Here is a 25,119-nt window from a genome sequence, read left to right as displayed (position 1 = left end):
CCACGTAGACGAGCACAGAAAACAGCAATTCAACAACGAAATCTGAATCCTGTGCTTGACTTGGAAATGTCTGTATAGGACATTTCTATTTGGTTATTAGGTAGGACATTTCTACTTGGGAATAACACCAATTTTACTTATAATTCCACGAAACCTTCACATAATTCTGCGCCGAATATGGCAAAAAGGCTTTTTCTTTATCAGTCAGCGGGCGTACTTTTTTCACTGGACTGCCAACATATAAATAACCACTTTCTAAACGCTTGCGTGGTGGTACTAAAGAACCTGCACCAATCATCACATCATCTTCAACAATCACATCATCCAGAATAATGGTGTTAATTCCGACCAGAACACGGTTACCAATCGTGCAGCCATGCAAGGTCACATGATGACCAATGGTAACATCTTCACCAATAATCAGCGGTGAGCCATCCGGTTTATCGGCATTTTTATGGCTGACATGCAGCATAGCATGATCTTGCACATTCGAATTTTTCCCAATACGAATAGAGTTAACATCCCCACGAATTACGGCAAAAGGCCAAACCGAGACATTTTCGCCGAGAACCACATCACCAATGACTACGCCCATCGGGGCGATATAACAGGAATCATCAATCTGTGGATGGGTATCTAAATAAGGACGAATGTTCTGACTCATAGTGATCTGCTCGTAAAAGTGGAATGATCAAGACAATAGTATAAAAGAAAAAGCACCCATTCGCTGAATGAGTGCCTTCACTTAAGTCTAAAGTCGTGCTTTAAACTTAGAACAGGTTGCTAAAGAACTGCTTGATATGGTCAATGAGGCGCGAGAAGAAGCCAGCTTCTTCAACTGCGTTTAAAGCCACCAGTGGTTTTTCAGCAATTACTTTACCATCTAAGCTTGCGACATATTTACCAATGACCTGGCCTTTTTGTAGCGGCGCAGTCAATTTCGGCTGAACCACCAATTGCGTTTTAATTTCATTGGCTTTGCCTTTAGGCATGGTCACATTAAAGTTTTCAGCCAGACCAATTTGTACTTCATCCGACTGACCAAACCAGACTTTAGATTTGGCCAGGACCTGATTTGCAGGCTGTACATTTTTGGTTTCAAAGTTGGCATAACCCCAAGCCAGCAATTCACGTGTTTGTGTCGCACGTTCCTGCATGGTTGGCGCACCAAAAATCACAGAAATCAGACGCGTTGGGCCACGTTTTGCAGAAGTCGTTAAACAGTAGCCGGCTTCATTGGTATGACCGGTTTTTAAACCATCAACACTTGGGTCTGTATAGAGCAGGGCATTACGGTTGCCTTGACGGATGCCATTAAAGGTAAATTCTTTTTCTGAATAAATCGGATAATATTTAGAACTGTCTTTAATGATGTGCTGGGCCAAGGTTGCCATATCTTTGGCTGTTGAATAATGGCCGTCTGCTGGCATACCGGTCGAGTTAATAAACTGGGTATTGGTCATGCCAATTTTTTTGGCTTCTTCGTTCATCATGTGTGCGAAGGTGCCTTCATTGCCGGCAATGTGTTCCGCCATGGCTTTAGAGGCATCATTACCCGACTGAACAATAATTCCACGCAGCATTTCAAGTACAGTTGCAGTGCCATTCAGCGGAACATACATACATGATTCCGCGCTACTGCCGCGACACCATGCTGACTCGTTCATGCGCACTTGTTCATCTTCAGTGAGTTCACCGCTCAATAGTTTTTGTTCGATGATGTAGCTGGTCATCATCTTGGTCATTGACGCCGGGGCTAATTTTTCATTTTCATTTTTTGAAGCGAGAAGTTGCCCTGTCTCGTAGTCCATTAGCACGTAGGATTTATTATTCAATTCTGGTGGTGCAGATAGGACAGTTGCTGCAAAGCTAAAACTAGGAACTAATAATAATGCAGCAAGGGCAGTTTTTTGGGTCATTTCTAGTGGGTTCCTATATCTTGATGTAAGCACGAAGAGCCTAGCATTTTAGGATAAAGCAAAGCCGACTTCTATGGGAGAAATCGGCTTATCGGAAAAAGTATTGTAACCAAATAGTTTTATTTGCTGTACGCGGTCAATTCCTGGCAAATGGCCTTATTTTTCTGGCTTCCCGCTTTTTTGGCATCGGCCTGTGCTTCAACCAGCATCGGCTTAAAACTTTTTTGCTTGCTTAGGGCTTGTAAAGCTGCAACCGGATCTTTTTCTGCCGGCATATATTCTTTGGCCAGTTTGGCATAGCCCTGATTAAATTTAGTCTGGTCTTTGTCCTGAATTAACGCTGGGCACACTTCAGATAATACATAAATGGCTGCCAGTTCCTGCTGGGTGACTTTTTGAAGTGGTGTGACTTCAATATTTTCATTCTGTGCCAGTGCGGTTTGCCCCAAACCCAAAGTAATGGCGATACCAGCCAGAAGTTGCAAAGATTTCGTTTTTAATTGGGAAGTGTACATAAAAAAATAGACCTAAAACTTAAAAATACCACATGCCCATAAGCTTAATGATTTTTGACAGAATGAAAAGAAAAGAAGTGTATCTGAGCAGGCTGACACACAACCAAAATTAAAAAGCCAAATCAGAAATGCAATAAAAAAGAGCAATCAACCTATGCTGATTACTCTTGATGTGAAGATGGTGCGTCAGTACAAACCTAAAGTTCGATTGCAGCAGCATCCTGACAAACAGTTTTCTGTTCATCTGCCGTGGTTTCTTTAGCAGCATCACGTGCTTCAATCAGAATATTCTTATATTCAGCATCAGCCTGCAGTGCGCTGTAGCTTAAAGTCTGACCTTTTAAGTCTGCCAGGTAAGTTTCAATTAAAGCCTGAATATTGCTATCCAGTTTGGCGTTTTTGCCAATAATGGCCGGACAAACCTCAGCCATCACCTGAGCGGCAGCAATGTCTTCTTTCACAATGGTATTGGCTTCTTCTACCGTCAAGCCTTCAGCATTGACCGCTTGAGAGAGAATTACCGCAAAACCAAGCCCCAGTAAACGACGTACAGATAAGCGACGAATCATGTTATACACACTTTTTATTGATGGAAGTTCGACACTAAATATATATACTTCTCATTATATTTCAATGAAATGTGCTGACCGGTCATTTATTTAATTTGAAGAGTAAATTTGTGAATATCTTAATTGCCAATGATGATGGCGTTTTTGCGCCAGGGATCCAGGCGCTTGCACACGCATTAAAACCTTTGGGCCGTGTGGTAATTGTCGCGCCAGAAAGTGAGCGTAGCGGGTTTTCCAGTGCCTTGACCTTAGATCGTCCTTTACGTCCAATTCCGATTGCTGAAGATATCTGGGCGGTGAATGGCACTCCGGCAGACTGTGTCTATTTATCTATGAATGGTCTGTTTGATTTTGAATTTGATCTGGTGGTGAGCGGGATTAACAGCGGCGCCAATCTGGGTGATGATGTACTGTATTCAGGTACCGTTGGTGCTGCTTTTGAAGGGCGTTTAATGACGCAGCCGGCCATAGCTGTATCACTGGCTGGCCCTAATGTCCGAGCTTATCAGCATCCGGCCGATTATGCAGTTGCCGCGCAGTGGGTGCATGATTTTATTGCCAACGGCTTGCCAACCTTGCCGCCACGCCACATTTTGAATATTAATATTCCAGATGTGGCGGAATTAAAAGGCGCAAAAATTACCTATCAGGGCCGTCGCAGTCAATCTAAACCGATTACCAGCCATGTCGATCCGCGCGGTCGCCAGGTGTACTGGATTGGACTGGCCGGAGAAGCCGTTGCAGACCCGCGTAAAGATGTGGGTGAAATCCAGTCGGATTTCTTTGCTGTGGCCAATGGCTATGTCAGCATCACCCCAATTCAGATGGATGCGACCAATTACGATATTCTGGGGCATCTGCATGACAGCTTGAGTCCAGCCCTGTAAAGAATGTTATAACTTTGTGAAAAAGTACCGTCTGAAACTCTTTTTCGGTGCTTTTTTGTTAATCTTAGCGCAGTTCAATAATTACATTTAAGATGTAGAGAGGAAGATTAATGCCTTTGGTGTCACACGGTCGTTTATTTGCAGCACCGACAACATTGTTGAAAACTTTATTTGTATCTACAGCCGTTATTTCTACGCTCATCATCAGTGGCTGTGCGTCTAAACCTCAAGTACATAATTCTGCACGTTATGCGGCTGCGCCAAATTTCTATACTGTACGCTCAGGTGATACTTTAAGCGGCATTGCAGCACGTTATGGTTTAAGTTATCTCAGTATTGCGGAAATGAACGATATTGCCGCACCATACCGGATTTATGTGGGCCAGTCGATTCGTCTGAAAAGTGGCAGTGCACCGCGTACCACCACGACGCGTCCGGTAACGCAGCCAGCACCAATCCAGCGTCAGACCATTGCTATTCCAAAAACTACGCCAGTACCGACTGCACCGGTAACCACGACGACCACAACCACACCACGAACCACTACTCCGGCGCCGACAGTGAGCTCTACCGTAGGTTCTTTACGCTGGGTGAAACCATCTAATGGTGCAGTAATTGAGAACTTTAATTTAGCGTCGAATGTGAAAGGGATTCGCTATGGCGGCAATGTCGGTGATCCGGTCTTTGCAGCTGCAGACGGGCAGGTGGTTTATGCCGCAGATGGCCTGAAAGAATACGGTAACCTGGTGTTAATTAAGCATATTAATGGCTACATTACGGCTTATGCACATAACAGTAAACTTAACGTGAATAGTGGACAAAATGTAGCAGCAGGGCAGAAAATTGCCGAAATGGGCTCATCGGGCACCACCCGCACCATGCTGGAATTCCAGGTCCGCCTGGATGGCAAGCCGATCAACCCGACTAATGTTTTACCAATAAATTAATTTTTTAAGTGCAAAACGTAAATTTCACCGTATAATACAATGAGTTGCTTTTATCAAAGGTAGGAGCATCTCATAAGTTCAGAGGGAAATTTATGTTAGATCAACTTCGAGCAATGGGTGTATTTGCTTGTGTTGTTGAAAAAAGCTCGTTTAGTGGCGCTGCGCGTGAACTCGGTATCACCACAAGTGCTGTAAGTCAGCAAATTCGTTCTTTGGAAAATGAAATGGAAGTAACGCTGTTACACCGTTCCACCCGAAAACTGAGTTTGACTGAAGCTGGACAAGCTTTTTTCCACAGCTGTCAGGAAATGCTCGCCGCTGCGGAGCGTGGTAAAATACGCATTAATGAATTACGCGATGACCTGGTTGGGGATTTGCGTATCGCAACCACCCCGGAACTGGGTGCGAATCATGTCATTCCGGCATTGTCGCACTGGATGTCAGCCCATCGTGGCCTGGCCATACATGTCGAAGCAGACAATCAGTTTATTGACCTGATTGAAGGTCGGATTGATATTGCTTTGCGCATGAGTTCAAAAATTGAAGATAGTCAGCTGAATGTAGTGCCACTGGCGCGCGTTGAGCAGGTTCTGGTGGCATCGCCAAGTTATCTGAACCAGACCACACCGGTGTCACGTCCTGAAGATTTAAAAAATCATGACCTGATTCCAGTAAATTTGATGAAAAATTATGCCAGTTTTTCATTTCATCACGCCAGTACGGGTGAAGTGGTCGGACTGGACATGAGCTCTCGCCTCACCACAAATAATGTTCTGATTGCCAAATCATTATGTTTACAAGGGCACGGAATCGCGAGACTTTTATATCTAGATGTACAAAAAGATTTAATTAACGGTTCTTTGGTCGAAGTATTACCTGAATGGAAATTGCCGACCTTTACATTGTATGCGATTACGCCAAAACGTGAGCAGCAGCCAATGAAAGTGCATCGTTGTCTGGATGCTTTAAAACAGTATTTTTGTCAGTTACCTGGTGGCAGAATTTACCAGGAAGCCTCATAAAATATAACAATTCAGAAATTAAAAAAGCCGCATCATGCGGCTTTTTTATGCAGATTGAGATCTGTTGAGATCAACACGCGGCTTAAGCCAGGAACGTTTTGATCATTTTCACCAGACGTTCAACCAGCTGATCGGCCTGTTCCTGGCTAATGTTCAAGGTTGGCAGTAAACGCACCACGGAGCCGGCGGTCACATTGACAATCAGTTTGTATTCATCACGGGCAATATCCACCAGTTCTGCGCAGGCTTTAGGTAATTCAATCCCGATCATCAGGCCAAAACCACGCACGCTGACATTTTGGTCAGCCAGCTGGTTGCGTAGCTGCTCAACAATATAGCTACCCATTTTTGCGGCATTCTCGACCAGATTTTCTTTCTGGATAATATCAATCACGGTGTAGACCACACGTGACCCCAGGGCAGTACCACTGTAGGTTGAACCATGGTTACCGGCCGTGAGTACACCCACACCGCGACCTTGGGTCATCACTGCACCAATCGGGAAGCCATTGCCCAGGCCTTTGGCAGTGGTTAAGACATCTGGCACAATATTGGTGTGCTGATAGGCAAAATATTTACCGGTACGGCCGTTACCAGTTTGCACTTCATCCAGCATCATCAGCCAGTTGTGCTGGTTACAGATGCGGCGGATATCTTCTAGGTAGCTAAAGCCTTGAGGCGCGGTATTAACACCGCCTTCGCCCTGAATTGGCTCAACCAGAATCGCGACGATGTCCGGATACTGAATGGCGGCTTCTTCAATGGCTTCAACATCACCAAACGGTACACGGATAAAACCTTCTACCAGCGGTGCAAAACCTTCCTGGACTTTTTTATTGCCGGTGGCAGATAGGGTTGCCAGGGTACGGCCGTGGAACGACTGATCGGCGACAATAATTTTCGGATTGGCAATGCCTTGTAAATAACCAAATTTACGTGCAATTTTAATGGCACCTTCATTCGATTCTGCACCACTGTTAGAGAAGAAGACTTCTTCCATACCAGCGACTTCTGCCAGTTTTTGTGCAGCGGCAGTTTGCCAAGGCACTTCAAACAGGTTGCTGGTATGAATCAGGGTCGCGGCCTGATCCGCGATGGCAGTAGCAATTTCCGGATGGGCATGACCTAAACCACAGACCGCAATACCGGTCAGGGCATCCAGATATTCGGTGCCATCTTCAGTGTACAGATAAGCGCCTCGGCCGCGGACAAAGCTGATCGGCTGACGGCCGAAGACGGGCATCAAATGAGACGGTTGATCAGTTTGCACTGGGGCAAGGGTAACGTTGTTCATGACTAACTCTTATCTGTAAGAAAGAAAGGAAAAAACTTATATAAGCAAAATCTGCCCCCGATTGAAAGTGTAAATGTAAATAAAAATGGAAATATTGCTTTAAGCATACTGTTTTGCTGTGTTTTCGGTATAATGCAAAACAGATTAGTTGAGGATTTATCAATGACTGAACAAGCACGCGATACCGAAGCGTTAATTCGTGACCAAATTGCTAAACATGCAGTTCTTCTTTACATGAAAGGCACACCGCAATTCCCACAATGTGGTTTCTCAGCTCGTGCAGTAGAAGCGCTCAGTCAAATTGGTCGTCCATTTGCCTATGTGAATATTCTTGAAAACCAGGATATTCGTGCAACTTTGCCGAAAATTGCCAACTGGCCAACTTTCCCGCAATTGTGGATCAATGGCGAGTTAATTGGTGGTAGCGATATTATGCTGGATATGTTCCAAAAAGGTGAGTTACAGCCTTTGGTTGAACAGTACAGCCCAGCGCCTGAAGCTTAATTCAGTCGTATAAAAAAAGCGCCTTTCGGCGCTTTTTTGCTTTTTCAGACCGGCCATTATGAGCCAGTCTGGTTACGGGCATCTTCCACTGGAATGGCCTCGATTGCCACTTCAGCCGGTTGATCTTTTTTCTTGGCCTTTTTTTCTTTCTTAGCTTTTTTCTTTTTCTTCGGCTCTTCCTCTTCAATTTCTGCGCCATCTTCAATGGCTTGCCAGTATTCCAGCTGCGCCATCACCATGTCATAAATCGAGCCTTTGCTATAACGGCCTTTTTTGTCCAGTTTTCCGACCGGACGCGCCATCAGAATTTCCAGCGCCTGATCAATCACATCAATGGCATGAATATGGAATTCACCTTTTTGTACCGCTTCAATCACATCTTTACGCAGCATGAGATGCTGCATGTTTTGACGCGGAATAATCACGCCCTGCTTGCCGGTCAGGCCCTGTAATTTACAGGCATCATAGAAGCCTTCAATTTTGGCATTGACGCCGCCAACAGGTTGTACCTGACCCAGCTGGTTCATGGAACCGGTAATGGCCCAGGACTGATCAATCGGTAACTGGCTGATCGCTGAAATTAGGGCAGACAGTTCCGCAACGGTGGCGCTATCACCATCGACCTGACCATAGCTCTGTTCAAAGGCCAGTGCGGCAGAGAAGTGCAGAATCTGTTCGCGGCCAAAATGGGCTTTCAGGAAGCTGGACATTAACAGCACGCCTTTGGCATGCAGCGAGCCACCCAATTCAACACTGCGTTCAATATCCAGAATATCGCCGCCGCCCTGATAGACCGATGCCGTCAGGCGTGAAGGCAGACCAAACTCGACATCGGCATAATGAATCACGGACAGGGCATTGATCTGACCCAGACGATGACCCTTGGTTTCAATCAGCTGGGTGCCGCGCGACAGGTCCTGCCAGTACAGTTCACGTAAATAGCCTAAGCGATATTTACGATGATCCAGCGCCATGTTGATATGTTCTTCTGACACCATCTTTTTGTCGGCTTGTACCGCATGATGATGTGATTCCCGAATCAGATCACCTAGCGTTAGCGCATGTAAGGACAACGAGCTTTGGTCTTCGGCCAGACGACTCGAGTCGGTTAACAGCGCAGCCAGGGCAGAGCGGTCAAAGGGCAGCAGTTTATCAGCCTGAACATAATCAGCAATCAGCTGCATATAAGCCTGCTCATTGGTGTCATTACGTTGTAATGTATCGGTGAAGTCAGCACGGATTTTAAAGACGCTGCCCAGCTCTGGTTCGACTTCCAGAATTTCATAATAGATTTCCGGCTCGGCCAGTAGAATGACCTTTAAGGTCAGGGGAATTGATTCCGGTTCAATCGAAATACTGCCGGTTAAAGTCAGCATATGTTCCAGTGAGGACAGTTTTAGCTGGCCCGATTTCAAGGCACGTTTCAGCCCTTGCCAGGCATAAGGCTGTTCCAGTAACTGTTCGGCTTCCAGAATTAAAAAACCGCCATTGGCACGATGTAAGGCACCGGAACGGATTAAGGTGAAGTCAGTGGTGATGGTGCCGTTCTGGGTCATCTGTTCCACATGACCGAGCAGGTTGTAGTGGGTCGGGAAATCTTCAAAGATCACCGGCGCACCCGAATTCGGTTTATGCGTGACAACAATATTGGCCTGATAACGCGCTGGCACCCGGCTAAACACTGCCGGAGTGAAGTCATCTTCTTCCTGTTCCAGCACCATTTCAACATTGTTGATAATGTCTTCGGCATAGTATTTCAGATAGTCTTCAAGCCCTTGAACCTCTGAAAATTTATTCAGCAATAAATCAATCCGCGGCATCACCACCTGTTTGGCAATGTCACGATTCAGGACCTGAACCCGATCTCGTGCATCATCTTCCAGATCGCCCAGATGCAGACCCAGACGTTCCAGTTTTTTATCCATATAGCGCATATTGGCGGCAATTTCGGCGCGCTCTTTGCTACTTAAGGCATTGACATCTTCCTGGGTCATTTCCTGCAGCTGGTCATCTTTAAACTGCACCGGAATAAAGCAGTGCTCGTCATTGCGCGAGACCAGTTTTAAATCCAGCGTTTCACCTTCTTTGGTCAGTTCAATGAGGGCCTGTTGCTGTTCATCGCCAGTTTGCTGGCGAATCTGTTCAATGCGGTTGTGATAGGTTTCGGCGCTAAAACGGCGTTCCAGCTGTTTTAAAATGGTCTGCCAGTTCTGATGCAGCTGGGTCTGGAATTTTGGTGCCTGACCGGCCGGCAGTCGCAGGGCAATGGGCTGACGCGGGTTTTTAAAATTATTGACATACACCCAGTCATTAGGCGTGGCCATGGTTTTGGCATGTTGTTGCAGTAAACGCCGGATCATGGTGCGTTTACCCAGTCCTGCCGTACCGACCGCAAAAATGTTATAGCCGGAATACGGCAAGGCAATGCCGGCTTCTACTGAAGCGCGGGCGCGATCCTGACCCAGAAAATTATTTAAAGGTTTAATCCGTTTGGTGGAGGCCGGAATTTTGTCCAGATCGGGAATATGGGTCAGCTGTTCCGGAGTTAAGCGGGTGTTATTAAGTGTCGTTTGAATTTCGGCTTGTTCGAAGGCTGAGGTAAGAGTTTGTTCTGGTTGTAAAACTAATGTTTGTTGTTCGGTAATTGAAGCAGATAAAGAAGAGGTCATGTGCTCGTGTCTTTGCGTCACTGTGAAATCCAAAACGAAATTATTGCAATAGAGATTTAAGGTATACAGGTTTAATAGAAAATTTCAAGCCAGGCTGCTGCATTTCTCCAGAAAATCGCAGGGCGTTTGCATAAATCAGGTTGAAACCAAATCCATTAAACGATTGAATAGCAACATTCAGTTTTTTGACAAAAATAATGTAATGACAACACAATCTACAGGATGGAAATCTGCCTTTACCGCATTTTTAGATCGGCGTGCGCTGATCATGCTGTTTCTTGGCTTCTCGGCCGGTATTCCCATTCTTCTTATTTTTTCCAGTTTATCGTTATGGTTAGGTGAAGCCGGCATTAGCCGTAATGCCGTAACTTTCTTTAGCTGGGCGGCGCTGGGTTATTCATTTAAGTTTGTCTGGGCACCATTAATTGATGAGTTACCAGTGCCATATTTAACCCAAAAACTGGGCCGGCGCCGGGCCTGGCTTTTAATTGCCCAGGTCCTGATTATATGCGCCATCTGTATTATGGCCTTTTCAGATCCGGCCTTAGGGCAGACGCATCTCTACCAGATGGCGGTGGGTGCGGTGCTGCTCGGTTTTGCTGCGGCCACGCAAGATATTGTGATTGATGCCTATCGTATTGAGCTGGCTGAAACCCAGATGCAAACTGTATTGGCTTCGACCTATAACGCCGGTTATCGTATCGGGATGATTGTGGCCGGTGCGGGTGCTTTATTTCTGGCGGCGTATCTAGGCACGGCCAAAGGCAACTATATTTATGAGGCCTGGAAATACACCTATCTGGTGATGGCCGCGGTGATGCTGATCGGGATGTGTACCACGCTGGTGATTCGTGAGCCGGTGGTGGAGCGTGTCCGTAAAGAATATAAACGCAGCGATTATTATCGACTGGTGGTGGTGTTTTTTGTTGCCGTGATCAGTTTTGTGCTGAGTTATATCTATTCCGGTCAGGCGCTGGATGCGCTGAAAAACCAGCTCAGTATTCAGGATTCCTTCCTGCTGTTTACGCTGGAGGCGATTCGCTTTATTGGCTCGGGTGCGGTGGCTTTACTGGTCGGAACTGTGCTGGTCAAACTGGGTGCAGTCAATAAACAGATGGCTTTTGAAACCTGGGTGCATCCGGTCGCGGATTTCTTTAAGCGCTATGGTTTAAAGCTGGCTTTGGTGTTATTGCTGCTGATCGGGTTTTATCGGGTTTCGGATATTATTGCAGGGGTCATTTCCAATGTGTTTTATCAGGACCTGAACTTCAGCAAAGAACAGATTGCTGAAGCAGTCAAAGTCTACGGGGTGATTTTCTCGTTGGTGGGTGGCTTCCTGGGTGGTTTGCTGGCCCAAAAAATGAATATCATGAAACTGATGTTTCTGGGCGCAGTGCTGGCCAGCTCGACCAACCTGATTTTTATTGGACTGGTCAAATCCGGGCAAAGCCTGAGTGATGTGCAGGTGAATGTCGGGGCGCAGCAATATAAGGTACAGGCTGATGAAGCCGGTTACTGGAGCATACAGGTACCGAGCAATGTGCTGGCTCAGGCCAATCAGATTCAGGTACAGGCACAATATGCCAATCAGTCCGATCAGGCACAATTAAGCATGCCGTATTTGCAGCAGACCGGCACAGCCCAAATCCAGTTATTACCGATTACTTCGGATGACCGGATTTCTGTACAGGAAGCCGAGCAAAGTCTGGTGATTCGTGGTCAGTTGAGTGGTCTTGATGCTGCACAGCTACAACCTGAACAGCCGCTGAGTTTGGTTCTGGATGGCAAGGAATATCCGGCCAAGCTGGAAGAGGGTGGCCTGTTTAGTGGCGTGATTGAAGGCCAGCAGTTACAGACAGCACAAAATAGCACGATTCAGGTCCAGGCCCGATTGCTGGATGGCAGTACACTCAGTGCTAACCGCAGCTATCAGCTGGCACCGCAGCATCCGGTGCTGGATATTGATATTCAGGCCCTGACACCGGTGGATATCAACGCTGATGCAGCGGTAGAAGTTCGCGGTAAGGTGATTAAACCGTATAGCAGTTTATGGCTCTATCTGGCAATTATTATTGATAACCTGGCCTCCGGTCTGGCCGGTGCGGCATTTATTGCCTTCCTGTCCAGCTTAACCAGTGTGTCGTTTACCGCTGTACAATATGCGATCTTTAGTTCGCTCATGACCCTCACTCCTAAAATTTTAGGTGGATATTCAGGTACCATAGTCAATAATATCGGTTATCCGAGTTTCTTCCTCATGACCACGCTGCTTGGAATTCCGATTCTGATTCTGGTGGTGTGGGTGGCAAAATTATTGCGTGCTCATGAACACGCTCAAATTCAACAAAAGGACGAATAATATGCGCATGCTGCATACCATGTTACGTGTAGGCAATTTAGAACGGTCATTGCAGTTCTATACTGAAGTACTTGGCATGACTTTACTCCGTAAACGTGACTACGAAGAAGGCCGCTTTACCCTGGCATTTGTCGGCTATGGTGATGAAGACAACCATACCGTGCTGGAACTGACCCATAATTGGGATACAGACAGCTATGAGCTGGGCAATGGCTATGGTCATATTGCCATTGCAGTGGAAGATGCCTACAAAGCCTGTGAAGAAATCAAGGCACGCGGCGGCAATGTGGTGCGTGAAGCGGGGCCAATGAAAGGCGGCGTGACCGTAATTGCCTTTGTGGAAGATCCGGACGGTTATAAAATCGAGCTGATCCAGCAGGATGACAATGCCCGCAATAACTAAGTTGGCGCAGTAGTATAGCGCCACAAAATAGTGAACATTAAGCCAGCAGACTAGCTTTATTGTTCCGGCCCAGTAAGATGGAACTTTACCGTGAGGTAAAACCCGCTGACTGGGCTTTTTTATGTCGATGCAAAAATAAAATCACAGGATGTAGACATGCTAAAACTACTTGCATTGGATCGCTTTACCATATTGTTAATTGTGATGGTGATACTGGCCAGTATCGTGCCGGTGTCTGGACAGGTCGCTGAAGTCTTTGGCGTTATTACCACGGCGGCCATTGCGGTGCTGTTTTTTTTACATGGCGCAAAGCTGTCCAGAGAGGCGGTGGTACAAGGTATCATGCACTGGCAACTGCATACGCTGGTGTTTGCATTTACCTTCTTGTTATTTCCAGTGTTGGGTCTCATGGCCAAACCCGTATTACTGCCATTGCTGGGGCAGGAGCTGTACTGGGGCTTTCTGTTTATGTGCTTCTTGCCTTCTACAGTGCAGTCTTCCATAGCCTTTACCTCGGTTGCACGCGGCAATGTCGCCAGTGCAGTCTGCAGTGCGTCTTTTTCCAATATTGCCGGTATGTTCATTACCCCGGTTCTGGTCAGCCTGTTTATTTTTGGCCAGTCGCAGCACGATTATGATCCGACCTCATCCATTATTCAGATTACCTTATTGTTATTGGTGCCTTTTATTCTGGGGCAATTGCTGCGGCCGTGGGTCTATCCATTTCTGGTCAAGTTCCCAAGTCTGGTTAAAGGCTTTGATCAGGGCACCATTTTAATGGTGGTCTATGGCGCCTTTAGTGGCGCCGTGGTGGCCGGACTGTGGAATGAAGTCAGTGGCACAACGTTACTGATTTTAACTGTGGCCTGTTCGGTGTTACTGACCATCATCATGCTGCTGGCGCTGTACATCCCAAAATGGCTGGGCTTTAAACGTGAAGACCAGATTGCGATTTTCTTCTGTGGCTCTAAAAAAACCCTGGCCAGTGGTGTACCGATGGCGCAGATTCTGTTTATTGGCCAGCCTTTGGGCATGATTGTGCTGCCGATCATGATTTTCCATCAAATCCAGCTGATGGTCTGCGGCATTATTGCCAATTACTGGTCGAAGCAGCCTGAAATTGAGGACAAAGAATAATTCGCATATTGGCATAGATTCACGTATAATATGCCCCAACTTGTTGTGCTTAGCTCTGACGGTATCCGTCTCGGTGGGCCAAAAGAATGGTCTGTTGTGGTGTTGGTCTGCAGTTTATCTCGAATAAACAGCTTTTTTCCTCAGTCTTGAGAGTGATCAATTGCGACGACAGCAAAACCTTCTTTAATCTTATGGAGTAATCGACGATGCGCGCCGATATTCACCCAAAATATGAAAAATTAGTTGCTACTTGTTCATGTGGTAACGTGATCGAAACTCGTTCAGCTGTTGGTAAAGACACTCTTTACCTAGACGTATGTTCAGCTTGCCACCCATTCTACACTGGTAAGCAAAAGAACGTTGACACTGGCGGTCGTATCGACAAGTTCAAACAACGTTTTGCTGGTATGTCACGTTCTATCAAACGTGGTTAATACCCAGAATGAAAAAAACGGGCATTTGCCCGTTTTTTTGTGCCTTAAATTTTAGGGTCTACAAATAGACCCTAATGCACAAGACCTTATTGGTCTTGCACATCAATTAAATGATCGAGTTTTTTCTGGAAATAATCACCCTGAATAAAGCGCGCATCGACATTCCACGCATTCGCAAACAGGTTCATATCATTTAAGTCACGCAATAACACTTCTACAGGTTTAATTTCACTATAAATGCTCAATTGTTCCTGTAATTCTTGCGTCGAGTCATCAGCAGCCAGTTTTTCAGTCAGTGCACTGTGCAAGGTCAAGTAGTGAATATCGACTTGTTTCAAGATAGATTCACTATAAATCGAATGACCAAAATCACGCAGAGAAATTTCAGCGCCGTGCTGACGTAATAAACTGATTTGTTTCTGCGCATCACCTAAGTTTTGGCTGATGTCTTCTTCAGAGAATTGCAAAATTAATGGATGGCTGAGGCGGCTACCAATAATCGTTATCAGTTTAGACACAAACTCAGGGAAGCTGCGGTCTTGTAATAAAACAAATTTGTTTAAATTGATAATCAGCTTCGCTTCAGGATATTGGGTGATGAAGTTGTGCAATTGTTTACAAGCTTCGACCAAAATCCAACGATCCAGTTTAATGGATAATTCTGGGTCTTCAGCCAAATCTATTAAGCCTGTCAGTGATTTCCATTCACTATTGAAAATAAAGCCACTAGTTACTTCATAGGTATATAAATTGGTGTCTTGCTTATCATAAAGTTGTTGATACTTCAGATGAATTTCATTACGATCCAGGCTGTGGCGTAAGGCGCCTAATAGCGATGAAGCAGCGGTTTCGACCACAGGTGCAACCTTTGGCTCGACAATTTCCAGCGACAGATCGGTCATGGATAAATCCAGTCCGAGGCTTTGCTCATCTTTTTGCTGATAAGGCAGTGCGGTTACAAAGGCACGTTCCATCAGCTGTTCAAACTGGGTGCTGTCGGCAATTTCACCTTCTAGTACCGCATAGCCCATACGTAAATTCAGCGGATAACTTTGCCCATTGACGCTCAATAACTGCGGTTTACTCAGTGAGCTGAGACCAATCAGTTTGGAATGCAAAATGGTGGTTGATTCTGCCTGAAACAAGCCAATATAGATCGATGAATTGACCTTGAATAAAGGCACATTGGTCTGTTCTTTCAGGAAGGTTTTAATATTACCGAAATAGTTTTTCAGCGTAACCCAGTCCGATTGCAAGACTTTTTCAGGGCAGGAGGCCAGGGCAAATACCACCAGCGCATTAATTTTGGATGGCTGATTGTTCAGGGTGCGGTTAATCAGCTGATGGGTCGGCTGCTGACCAGCTGTGCTTTCATTGCTGGCCTTGGCTGGTGCTGTAGCAGCTTGCTGAATATCAATGGTCAGCTGCAAGGCATCTTCATCAGTGGCCGGTAAAAATTCCAGCTGTAGCGGATTTTGCGCGGCGACATGACTATTTAAAGAGCTGTAGCTGAAACGGCCTAAATCAAACAGACCTTGCGATACTTTTTTAAAGCGCAGTTTAAAATCGGCTAGATCTTCCGGTTGCAACAGGTCAAGCAAAGGCAGACCAATAATCTCATCTTCATTCTGAAAGCCAAACAGCTGTAAATATTCCTGATTGGCCTGCACATGAATGCCTTCCTGAATAATCGCCACCGCCTTGTTGCTGTCTTCCACCAGAGACTGCGCCTGCGTCTGGGCATTTTCCAGCTCTTCTTTGAGCTGGGCATGGGTTTGCTGCAAACGGCTGAAAGAGAGGGCACGAAGCAGACCCAGATAGAAACTGTCACTATCGTTCAGGTTGACCAGATCATAAATGCCTTTGCGGATGAGGGCGCTATATTGGGTGGCATCATAGTCTTCAGGTTGCAATAACACCAGCGGTAAATTCGGCTGTTTTGAGGCGCGAATCAGGGTCAGGGCCTGATCAATTTTCAAGTCGTAGGCACGGCCAAAAATCACCACATCCCAGGTTAAATTCAGCTGTTTTTCAAAATTTTGCAGGTCATCGAGCAGGGTGGCCTGCACGGTATGTTCCTGTGCATTCAGCTGTTCGCAAATCTGATTAAAACGGATTTGGTTATCATCGATAATGAGTAAACGTGTTTCGGTACGTTTAAATTTTTTAGATAGTAAAGGATTTCTCACTTCAACGCTTCCCATAAATCTTGATTCTTAACGTCATTCATCTGCTTGTGAATAAAGGCATCGACTGTGGCTTGCTGCTGGTCATTTAACAGTTCAAAGTCAAAACGCATAAAGCTTTGAGTAATGAGTAACGGTTTAATTAAAAAGACTTTAATGTCTTCATCCCCCAAACGCAGCTGTACGGTCTGCTTGTCTCTTAATAATTGAATCCCCGGTAAAATAAGATGAGTGCTGACTTCATTCAGCTGAGAACTTTGCATGAGCAGGGCAGGATGATAATGCCCGCTATGCCGGTCAGATTTCACATAGACGGCACATGGAATAATGTCCTGCGCCAGTACTTCAAGGCCCAGTTCCAGGGTTTTGTCAGTCGACTGTTTAATCCAGCGAATCACGCCGCCACGCCACGGACTTTGCGGATTTTCCTGCACCAGAATAAATTCACCGGTTTTAAGATGTTTCGGCGTTTCACCTTCCCATTTAATCCGGTAACCATTCACACTGATATCCAGCACTTCCGCGCCGTAAATCTGTTTGGCTTCACGGTCCAGACTCTGGATTTTGCTGATGTCGGCAGTGGCATGACTGTGCATCTGGTTGATGAACTGGCTTTCACTCTGGAACTGGTAATTTTCACCCAGTTGCAGGGTTTCCTGAAAATTCTTGCCTTTAGACAAATAGAAGTGCGCCACGCTTAAGCCAAAACAGATTTTGACCCGGGCCGAATATTCATAACGTTCATGGCGACGCTCAGGATTATGAGTGAGCAGGGTATGAATATGAAAATGCAGGGCCGGAGTTAAAAACAGCTTTTCATTGCGGGAGAAATGTTCGGCCTTGCGGCCCTGATTTTCACTAATATGATCCAGCAGTGCCTGCGTCGAAATAAAAATATTCGGCTCAAAATCACCCGATTGATGCGAGTTATAAATTGGCGGATAGTCTTTGTTGGTATCGACAATATAGCGTGACAGGGTGGTTTCTTTGGGCAAAATCTGAATCAGCTTGACCCAGTCAAAACTGCAGAGATACAGCCCCTGAATTTCGGCCGGACGAATCTGATGGGTATTGAAAATATCCAGCAGGATTAATTGCGCATATGCCTGACTGATATTTTGCAGCTGATGCTGGGTGCCTTGCAGATGGTTAATATTGTTCTGATGAAAATTGTGCTGCAGCGCGCAGTTAAACAGTTGATGCGCAGTGAGCCATTGCCCGGAAAATGGCGAGCTATATAGCATCTGTTGCTGATACAGCAATAAGGTCAGTTGTTGCAGCGCATAATAGGTGGCCACAGTCCGCGCAGTCTGCAGGTTCTTTTTCAGGTTAAAGGCAAAAATGGAAAACTTCTGCTGGGCCAGCTGGCGGTGACTGCGGCGCGCGATTTCAATATAGACTTTGGCAAAATGACTACGTAACAACAGCGCCAGCTCGATAATGTGCTCATTGCGGTCGCTGCTAATCAGACCCTGGTTAAAAAAGTGTTTTTCCAGGCTGGTCAGGACATTTTCCAGCGTCGGGTGAATGGCCTGAATCAGGTCAAAGCGCAAGGTTTCCTGACATTTGAGTTCAGAAATTTCCAGTAAGGCTTTGAACAAGGCTTTTGACGAGTCCCCAAGCTGTAAAATGGATAAGTCAGCTGCCCACTCCTGAATACTTTTGACAGAATTCTGGCAAAAACTGAGCTGTTCCAATTTCAGCTCAGTGGCAACCTGAAAAATATCTGAATGATTCATAGTCATCGTTGTTATTTAACTCAAATTCAAGCAGTTGAAACCCCAAAAAGCGGTGTTTTATTCTTTTCGCCCGCAATTTCCCTAACGAGTTTAGGAACCAGATAACCCGGCAAGTTCGCTAAAACCTCTTTATAAATAAGATCGATGTCCTGTGGCATCAGATCGAAATGATGTGCACCTTTCACTTTATCTAATACATGCAAGTAATACGGCATCACCCCAGCATCGAACAGGCGATAACTTAAATCGACCAGAACCTGAGCAGAATCATTCACCCCACGAAGTAAAACTGCCTGATTCAGGACGGTAATTTGATATTTCACCAGTGTATTTAATGTACGGCAAGTGAAGTCATCCAATTCTGATGCATGATTTGAGTGTACCACCAGAATAATCCGTAGCCTACTGTTTTTTAATATGGAAATCAGCGCTTCATCGACACGGTTGGGGATTACAATCGGAACGCGTGAATGAATTCTCAAAAATTTAATCTGCGGCAGCGATTCCAGACGTTCAATCCAGCTCTGTAAACGTCGATTGGTTAACGTTAATGGATCACCGCCACTTAAAATCACTTCATTAATGTCGGGCTGAGATTCAATATATTGTTTGATGTTTAGCCAATCTTCATTTTTAGGCAGGTTGTCCTGATAGGGAAAATGGCGGCGGAAACAGTAGCGGCAATGTACCGCACAAGCCCCGGTCAGGGTCAGTAAAAAACGCGACTTATATTTGTGCAGGACACCCGGTTGCTGATTGGCCTGTTCTTCACCTAAGGGATCGGTGACAAATTCAGGATGATCTTCCAGTTCCAGATGATGTGGCAAGACCTGTAACAGCAGCGGATCAAAGGGATCGGCGACTTTCATTTTTCCGACGAATGCACGCGGCACACGTAATTTAAACTGTTCAGATGCCAGAATTGCGCCGGAGAGTAACTGTTCAGGCGACAGTTGCAGAAGACTCAGCAACTCCTGAGGATCGGTAATTAAATCACTGAGCTGTGATTGCCAGTTTTGCTGTTGATACAAATAGTTTGTCATGCCGGAAAAGAATCATGGAAGTGGGAGGGCAAGGCCTAATCATGCTAGTTTAACAGTTTGCAGGCGCTGGGAATGTGCTTTGTGTGCGAAAAATCAGGACATCCGGGCCAGGTGGAGTCCAGAGCGAGCTGCGCTGATTTTAAGCATCTGCCAGTTGGGAATAAAGCCGGTAGATGGATATCTGCTTGTAACTTAGGCAGCAGCGGCCGGTTAAACAAGAATTTTTCATTGCGGCAAGGCATATTGGTCATTTAGAATACGTCACATAAAATGAATGTGCATGTGGCAACTAATGTTCGTGTCAGACTTGCTAAATGACATCGCAACAGCCCGTAGCATCGATAGCTTAAAGTTAGTAAGTTTGGAGTGTGCCAGTCATGGCCAATTATTCTACGAATGAATTCAAGTCAGGCCTTAAGGTTATGCTTGATGGTAACCCATGTTCAATCATGGAAAACGAATACGTAAAACCAGGTAAAGGTCAGGCCTTCAACCGTGTGAAATTACGTAACCTTAAAACAGGTAAAGTATTAGAAAAAACTTTCAAATCTGGTGATTCACTAGAAGCTGCTGACATTGTAGAAGTAGAAATGGACTACTTGTACAACGACGGCGAACTGTGGAACTTCATGGATCCTGTAACATTTGAACAGATCGCAGCTGATAAAACAGCTATGGGCGATGCTGCAAAATGGTTAAAAGACGATTCTAATGAAAAATGTACCATTATGTTGTTCAACGGCGTGCCTTTAAACGTCAGCGCTCCGAACTTCGTGGTATTAAAAATTGTTGAAACTGATCCAGGTGTTCGTGGTGATACTTCTGGCGGTGGTGGTAAGCCAGCGAAACTTGAAACAGGTGCTGTGGTACGTGTTCCATTATTCGTTCAGCAAGAAGAAAGCGTTCGTGTAGATACTCGTACTGGTGAATATTTAGAACGTGCATAATGGTGTAAAAATATACTATTATCGAAGGGATGATGATCAATCATCCCTTTTTTTATGCCAAAGTCTTAGAGGAAAAGCAAAAGAACAGGCGTAAAGTCGCAAGGGAAAACAGCAGTACCTCGAACAACAACAATCACGCTGATTTAAATGCATCGAAAATATGAGGGATTGAATGGAAACATTACCAACGAAGTCGAGCCTAACTTCGAAAATTATCTGGCTGCTCGTCGCTATTGTGGGTGCAGTGTCTTTCGGGATTCTGGCACTCAGCCGTGGTGAGCATGTAAACGCAGTCTGGCTGGTCCTCGCCGCCGCCTGTGTCTATAGCATTGCTTACCGCTTCTACAGTTTATTTATTGCCAATAAAGTCTTTGAACTCAATGCTAGGCGTTTAACTCCCGCGCATCGCCTGGCCGACGGTTTAGATTATGTTCCGACCAATAAAAGTGTCTTGTTCGGCCATCACTTTGCTGCAATTGCCGGTGCCGGACCGCTGGTTGGTCCTATTCTGGCAGCACAAATGGGTTATTTACCGGGCACCATCTGGCTACTGGTCGGGGTGGTGCTGGCCGGTGCGGTACAGGATTTCCTAGTGTTGTTTATTTCGACCCGTCGTGACGGCCGTTCACTGGGTGAAATGGCCAAGCAGGAACTGGGCAGCTTTGCCGGTATTATCGTGATGCTGGGTGCACTTGGGGTGATGATTATCATCCTGGCGGTACTGGCGCTGGTGGTGGTGAAAGCCCTGACCAACAGTCCGTGGGGTGTATTCAGTATTGCTGCCACCATTCCGATTGCCATTTTCATGGGTATTTACATGCGTTTTATCCGTCCGGGTAAAATTGCAGAAGTGTCGATTATCGGCTTTGTGCTGATGATGCTCGGTATTATCTACGGTGAAAATATTGCACAGCATCCGTACTGGGGGCCGTTCTTTACCTTATCGGGGACTGAACTGACCTGGGCATTGATCATTTACGGTTTTATTGCGTCGGTTTTACCAGTGTGGCTGTTACTGGCACCGCGTGATTATCTGTCGACTTTCTTGAAAATTGGTGTCATTGCAGGCTTGGCCATTGGTATTTTATTTGCCATGCCGGAAATGAAACTGCCAGCAGTCACCAAGTTTGTGGATGGTACTGGTCCGGTATTTGCCGGTTCGCTGTTCCCATTCTTGTTTATTACCATTGCCTGTGGTGCGATTTCCGGTTTCCACGCCCTGGTGTCTTCAGGCACCACGCCAAAACTGGTCAACAACGAACGCGATATCCGTATGATTGGTTATGGCGGCATGTTGATGGAATCTTTCGTGGCGATTATGGCACTCATCTGTGCCGCGGTACTTGATCCGGGCGTATATTTCGCGATTAACTCGCCAGCGGCTTTACTGGGGACGTCGGTAGATACGGCAGCAGAAGCTGTGCGTAACCTTGGTTTTGTGGTGACGCCTGAAGCCTTGACCTTGCTGGCCCAGGAAGTCGGTGAAAACTCGATTCTGTCCCGTACCGGTGGTGCGCCAACCTTCGCAATTGGTATGGCCCATATCATCACCGAGATTTTCAATAGCCGCGAAATGATGGCGTTCTGGTATCACTTTGCCATTCTGTTTGAAGCATTATTCATTCTGACAGCAGTGGATGCCGGTACCCGTGCCTGCCGTTTTATGGTTCAGGATACCGTAGGTATTGTGATTCCTGCGGTGAAAAAATCTCACAACTTCTTTGGTAACTTGCTGGGGACTGCGGTTGCGGTGGCGGGTTGGGGCTTCTTCGTCTATCAGGGCGTGGTCGATCCACTCGGCGGGATTAACAGCTTATGGCCGCTATTTGGTATTGGTAACCAGATTCTGGCTGCGATGGCGCTCATCCTTGGTACTGTTATCCTGTTCAAGATGAAGAAACAGAAATATGTCTGGGTGACGATTATCCCGACCGTGTTCCTGTTTATCACCTCGATGACTGCTGGCTGGCAGAAGATTTTCCACGAAAATCCGAAGATCGGCTTCCTGGCACAGGCAGAGCGTTTCAATACCGCCATTGCCAATAATGAAATTCTGGCACCAGCCAAAAGTATTGCGGAAATGCAGACTGTGGCAATGTCGAACCAGATTAATGCGGCATTGTGTGGCTTCTTTATGATTGTGGCGTTTGTGATGCTGTTTGCTGCGATTGGGGTGATTCGCCGTGCCTTGGCCAATCCGGAACCAACCGTGCATGAAGCAGAAGCAATTTACCGCGATCCTGAAGATATTCAGCCGGCCAAAGGCCATTAAGGAGCGAGAAGATGAATCTGAAATTTGCTCGAGCGGGTAAAACGGTGATTTATAAAATCATCAAAATGACCGTGATGTCGCAGAAGGATTTAATCCTGAATCCTAAAAACTGGTCGCGGATTGCCACACTGTGGCAGCGTTTGCAGCAAAGTTTCCGGCTGATGGTGGGGGTGCCTGATTATCAGACCTATCTGGAGCACATGCGGCAGCATCATCCGGATCTGGAAGCGATGGATGCCAAAACCTTTTACCGGCACTGTGTCGATTCACGTTATCCATCTTCCGGAAACCTGAAGAAATGTCCGTGTTAAAAGTCTAGAAATCATCTGATTTCTTTAGAAAAAAAACAAAACGGTGTATGTTAGGGCATACACCGTTTTTATTTGGGGAATGAAGGTGATTTGGGGCATGAAACAGGATAAGAAATCGGAACCAGTACACGATCAGGCGCAGCTCCAGAGCGAGCTGCAGCGCTATGCACCCAAAATCCAGCAGTTCCTTGAACAGGTTAATCAGATTGTTCTGGATAAACAGCAGCAGACCAAACTGGCACTGGTCTGTTTACTGGCCGGCGGCCATGTGCTGTTTGAAGATTTACCCGGTCTGGGCAAAACTACCTTATCCAGCAGTCTGGCGCATTTGGCCGGACTGAAATTTCAGCGGATTCAGTTTACCAATGACATGCTGGCCAGTGATGTAATTGGGGTGAACATGTTAAATCAGAAAGAACATCAGTTTGAGTTTAAGCAAGGCCCGATTTTTACCCAGATTTTATTGGCCGATGAAATTAACCGCTGTAGCCCGAAAACCCAGAGTGCCTTGCTGGAAGCGATGGAAGAGGGTAACGTCACGGTCGATGGCGTGCGTTATGAACTGCCGCAACCATTTTGGGTCATTGCTACCCAGAATCCGCTGTTTCAAAGCGGAACCTATGCATTGCCTGAATCACAACTGGATCGCTTTTTAATGCGTTTATCACTGGGCTATCCATCGCGTTATGCAGAAAAACTATTGCTGCAGCAATCTTCCCGGCAGAGCCTGATTGCCAGTTTGCAGCATGTGTTTAGTGAAGATGAAATCCTGGAATTACAACAGCAAGTGCATCGGCTATATGTCAGTGACGCCGTGCAGGATTATATTCTGGATCTGGCCGAAGCCAGCCGTAAAAACCGGCATGGACTATCGACGCGCGGAGTACTGGCCCTGAAAAAAGCCGCCCAGGCACATGCGTTAATTGAACAGCGCAGTTTTGTCACTCCGGATGATGTACAAGCGGTTTTTGTGGCGGTGGTGGCACATCGTATTGGTTTAAGTGAGGGTGAAACCCAGCAGCTGCTGCAACAGGTGCAGGTCAGCTAAGTATGCTCGGGCAGAATTTTTGGCAGCACTGGCTGGAAAAGCGTTTTCAATTTCAGCAGAAAAAACGCCTCACGCAAAAAGATGTGCTGGTATTTATTTATCAGCAGGGTTATTTATATCTGGTGCTTATCCTGATTACCTTTGTGGCCGGTATTAACTATGCCAATAACCTGATTCTGGGCTTCTGCTTTTTAATTAGCGCGATTTTATGTATCAGTTTTTATTTGACCTTTAAGCAGCTGCATGGCTTGCAGCTTGAAGTGGTGGCACAGCAGGTCGGGCAGGCCGGGGAAAATGTCCAGCTGCACCTGTTTTTTCAGCAGGATACGCCACAGCTGCGTTATCTGTGGATTCAGGTTGATCAGCAATTACATAAACTGGCGCTGAGTGAAGCCAAACAGCAGTATAGCTTAGCTTTTTATACTGCCCAGCGCGGCAAGTTTCATTATCCGGCCATCCAGTTATATTCGGTTTATCCCTTTGGTCTGGTACGTGCCTGGACCTATCTGTATTTCAATGACTTTGCCTGGATTGCACCGAAAGCGGCGCAGCACACCACTGAAAATAAACACAACCGGCACAATGAAGAACCTGATTTAGATGAATTCCGGGAGCTGCGCAGTTATCAGCTCGGAGATTCCTTGCAGGCAGTGTCCTGGAAACAGGTGGCGCGTGGCCAGGGCTTATACGTCAAGGTCTTTGAGCAATATCAGAATCAGCAGCAGCTTGAAATTGACTATGCGCAGATGCCCAGCACATCGCATGAAGAAAAACTCAGCCTAATGATGGGCCTAGTCGAGCAGTGTGAACAGCAGCAATGTGCCTATGCCCTGTATTTGCCGCAGGTAGAATTACCGGCCGCCTGTGGCGAGCAGCAATTGCTGCTCGCCAAACAACTGTTGGCGCAGGCATAA

Annotated in this window: 22 protein-coding genes; 13 read left to right on the top strand and 9 right to left on the bottom strand. The window is 46.2% G+C overall.

Annotated features, from left to right (window positions below):
* Positions 1-133: 133 nt before the first annotated feature.
* From FTU86_RS06475 to FTU86_RS06460, 4 genes are all read right to left on the bottom strand, one after another.
* Positions 134-664 carry a gamma carbonic anhydrase family protein gene (locus FTU86_RS06475; protein ID WP_180036655.1) on the bottom strand — a complete coding sequence of 177 codons (531 nt, stop codon included), beginning with the start codon at positions 662-664 and terminating at the stop codon, positions 134-136.
* Between the two features lie 106 nt (positions 665-770).
* Positions 771-1,919 (bottom strand): D-alanyl-D-alanine carboxypeptidase PBP5/6, encoded by a 1,149-nt coding sequence (dacC, locus tag FTU86_RS06470; protein WP_160241460.1) that lies wholly within the window; start codon positions 1,917-1,919, stop codon positions 771-773.
* 119 nt (positions 1,920-2,038) lie between these two features.
* The gene (locus FTU86_RS06465) at positions 2,039-2,434 is read right to left on the bottom strand and encodes an MCR_0457 family protein (RefSeq protein WP_016658407.1); all 396 of its coding nucleotides are present in this window, start codon (positions 2,432-2,434) and stop codon (positions 2,039-2,041) included.
* A 197-nt stretch (positions 2,435-2,631) separates the two neighbouring features.
* Positions 2,632-3,003 carry an MCR_0457 family protein gene (locus FTU86_RS06460; protein WP_005176804.1) on the bottom strand — a complete coding sequence of 124 codons (372 nt, stop codon included), beginning with the start codon at positions 3,001-3,003 and terminating at the stop codon, positions 2,632-2,634.
* A gap of 110 nt (positions 3,004-3,113) precedes the next feature.
* Between FTU86_RS06460 and surE the strand changes: the two genes are divergently transcribed.
* From surE to FTU86_RS06445, 3 genes are all read left to right on the top strand, one after another.
* Positions 3,114-3,890, top strand: a complete 777-nt coding sequence (gene surE, locus FTU86_RS06455) for a 5'/3'-nucleotidase SurE (RefSeq protein ID WP_075174788.1) — start codon at positions 3,114-3,116, stop codon at positions 3,888-3,890.
* Positions 3,891-4,000: 110 nt separating this feature from the next.
* Positions 4,001-4,837 (top strand): peptidoglycan DD-metalloendopeptidase family protein, encoded by an 837-nt coding sequence (locus FTU86_RS06450; protein ID WP_045795088.1) that lies wholly within the window; start codon positions 4,001-4,003, stop codon positions 4,835-4,837.
* 92 nt (positions 4,838-4,929) lie between these two features.
* Positions 4,930-5,859: a LysR family transcriptional regulator gene (locus FTU86_RS06445; protein WP_005176807.1), complete on the top strand. Its 930-nt coding sequence runs from the start codon at positions 4,930-4,932 to the stop codon at positions 5,857-5,859.
* A gap of 82 nt (positions 5,860-5,941) precedes the next feature.
* On the opposite strand, the gene FTU86_RS06440 is transcribed toward FTU86_RS06445, so the two are convergent.
* Positions 5,942-7,153: an aspartate aminotransferase family protein gene (locus FTU86_RS06440; RefSeq protein ID WP_160255666.1), complete on the bottom strand. Its 1,212-nt coding sequence runs from the start codon at positions 7,151-7,153 to the stop codon at positions 5,942-5,944.
* Positions 7,154-7,315: 162 nt separating this feature from the next.
* Here FTU86_RS06440 and grxD point away from each other — a divergent pair, with 162 nt between their 5' ends.
* On the top strand, positions 7,316-7,657 hold the full coding sequence (gene grxD / locus FTU86_RS06435) for a Grx4 family monothiol glutaredoxin (protein WP_005176812.1): 342 nt from the start codon (positions 7,316-7,318) through the stop codon (positions 7,655-7,657).
* A gap of 56 nt (positions 7,658-7,713) precedes the next feature.
* Here grxD and FTU86_RS06430 read toward each other — a convergent pair whose 3' ends face one another.
* Positions 7,714-10,326, bottom strand: coding sequence for a Lon protease family protein (locus FTU86_RS06430; protein ID WP_218945232.1), 2,613 nt, complete (start codon positions 10,324-10,326; stop codon positions 7,714-7,716).
* A 202-nt stretch (positions 10,327-10,528) separates the two neighbouring features.
* On the opposite strand from FTU86_RS06430, the gene FTU86_RS06425 reads away from it, so the two are divergent.
* From FTU86_RS06425 to rpmE, 4 genes are all read left to right on the top strand, one after another.
* Complete coding sequence (locus FTU86_RS06425) at positions 10,529-12,685, top strand: MFS transporter (protein WP_160241458.1); 2,157 nt, start codon at positions 10,529-10,531, stop codon at positions 12,683-12,685.
* A 1-nt stretch (position 12,686) separates the two neighbouring features.
* Entirely contained in the window at positions 12,687-13,088 is a 402-nt protein-coding gene (gloA, locus tag FTU86_RS06420) for a lactoylglutathione lyase (RefSeq protein ID WP_005176820.1), read from the top strand.
* 156 nt (positions 13,089-13,244) lie between these two features.
* Positions 13,245-14,225 (top strand): bile acid:sodium symporter family protein, encoded by a 981-nt coding sequence (locus FTU86_RS06415; protein WP_104488747.1) that lies wholly within the window; start codon positions 13,245-13,247, stop codon positions 14,223-14,225.
* Between the two features lie 206 nt (positions 14,226-14,431).
* Positions 14,432-14,659 (top strand): 50S ribosomal protein L31, encoded by a 228-nt coding sequence (rpmE, locus tag FTU86_RS06410; RefSeq protein ID WP_005176824.1) that lies wholly within the window; start codon positions 14,432-14,434, stop codon positions 14,657-14,659.
* Between the two features lie 86 nt (positions 14,660-14,745).
* Here the strand turns inward: rpmE and FTU86_RS06405 are convergent, their stop codons facing one another.
* From FTU86_RS06405 to epmB, 3 genes are read right to left on the bottom strand one after another with little or no spacing between them, the layout of a single operon-like run.
* Positions 14,746-16,863 (bottom strand): EAL domain-containing protein, encoded by a 2,118-nt coding sequence (locus tag FTU86_RS06405; protein WP_180036653.1) that lies wholly within the window; start codon positions 16,861-16,863, stop codon positions 14,746-14,748.
* Positions 16,845-18,590, bottom strand: coding sequence for a GTPase (locus FTU86_RS06400; protein ID WP_180036652.1), 1,746 nt, complete (start codon positions 18,588-18,590; stop codon positions 16,845-16,847). Before FTU86_RS06400 ends, FTU86_RS06405 begins: the two co-directional genes overlap by 19 nt.
* 20 nt (positions 18,591-18,610) lie before the next feature.
* Positions 18,611-19,627 carry an EF-P beta-lysylation protein EpmB gene (gene epmB / locus FTU86_RS06395; RefSeq protein WP_180036651.1) on the bottom strand — a complete coding sequence of 339 codons (1,017 nt, stop codon included), beginning with the start codon at positions 19,625-19,627 and terminating at the stop codon, positions 18,611-18,613.
* Between the two features lie 377 nt (positions 19,628-20,004).
* Between epmB and efp the strand changes: the two genes are divergently transcribed.
* From efp to FTU86_RS06370, 5 genes are all read left to right on the top strand, one after another.
* On the top strand, positions 20,005-20,574 hold the full coding sequence (gene efp, locus FTU86_RS06390) for an elongation factor P (RefSeq protein ID WP_005176835.1): 570 nt from the start codon (positions 20,005-20,007) through the stop codon (positions 20,572-20,574).
* A 172-nt stretch (positions 20,575-20,746) separates the two neighbouring features.
* Positions 20,747-22,846, top strand: a complete 2,100-nt coding sequence (locus tag FTU86_RS06385; RefSeq protein ID WP_005176837.1) for a carbon starvation CstA family protein — start codon at positions 20,747-20,749, stop codon at positions 22,844-22,846.
* 11 nt (positions 22,847-22,857) lie between these two features.
* Complete coding sequence (locus tag FTU86_RS06380) at positions 22,858-23,157, top strand: YbdD/YjiX family protein (protein ID WP_005176838.1); 300 nt, start codon at positions 22,858-22,860, stop codon at positions 23,155-23,157.
* Positions 23,158-23,254: 97 nt separating this feature from the next.
* Entirely contained in the window at positions 23,255-24,205 is a 951-nt protein-coding gene (locus FTU86_RS06375) for a MoxR family ATPase (RefSeq protein WP_180036650.1), read from the top strand.
* 2 nt (positions 24,206-24,207) lie between these two features.
* Entirely contained in the window at positions 24,208-25,119 is a 912-nt protein-coding gene (locus FTU86_RS06370) for a DUF58 domain-containing protein (RefSeq protein ID WP_005176842.1), read from the top strand.

It is taken from the genome of Acinetobacter sp. YH12155 (assembly GCF_013418255.1).
Lineage (GTDB): Bacteria > Pseudomonadota > Gammaproteobacteria > Pseudomonadales > Moraxellaceae > Acinetobacter > Acinetobacter indicus.
This window is presented reverse-complemented; position numbering and strand designations above follow the sequence as displayed.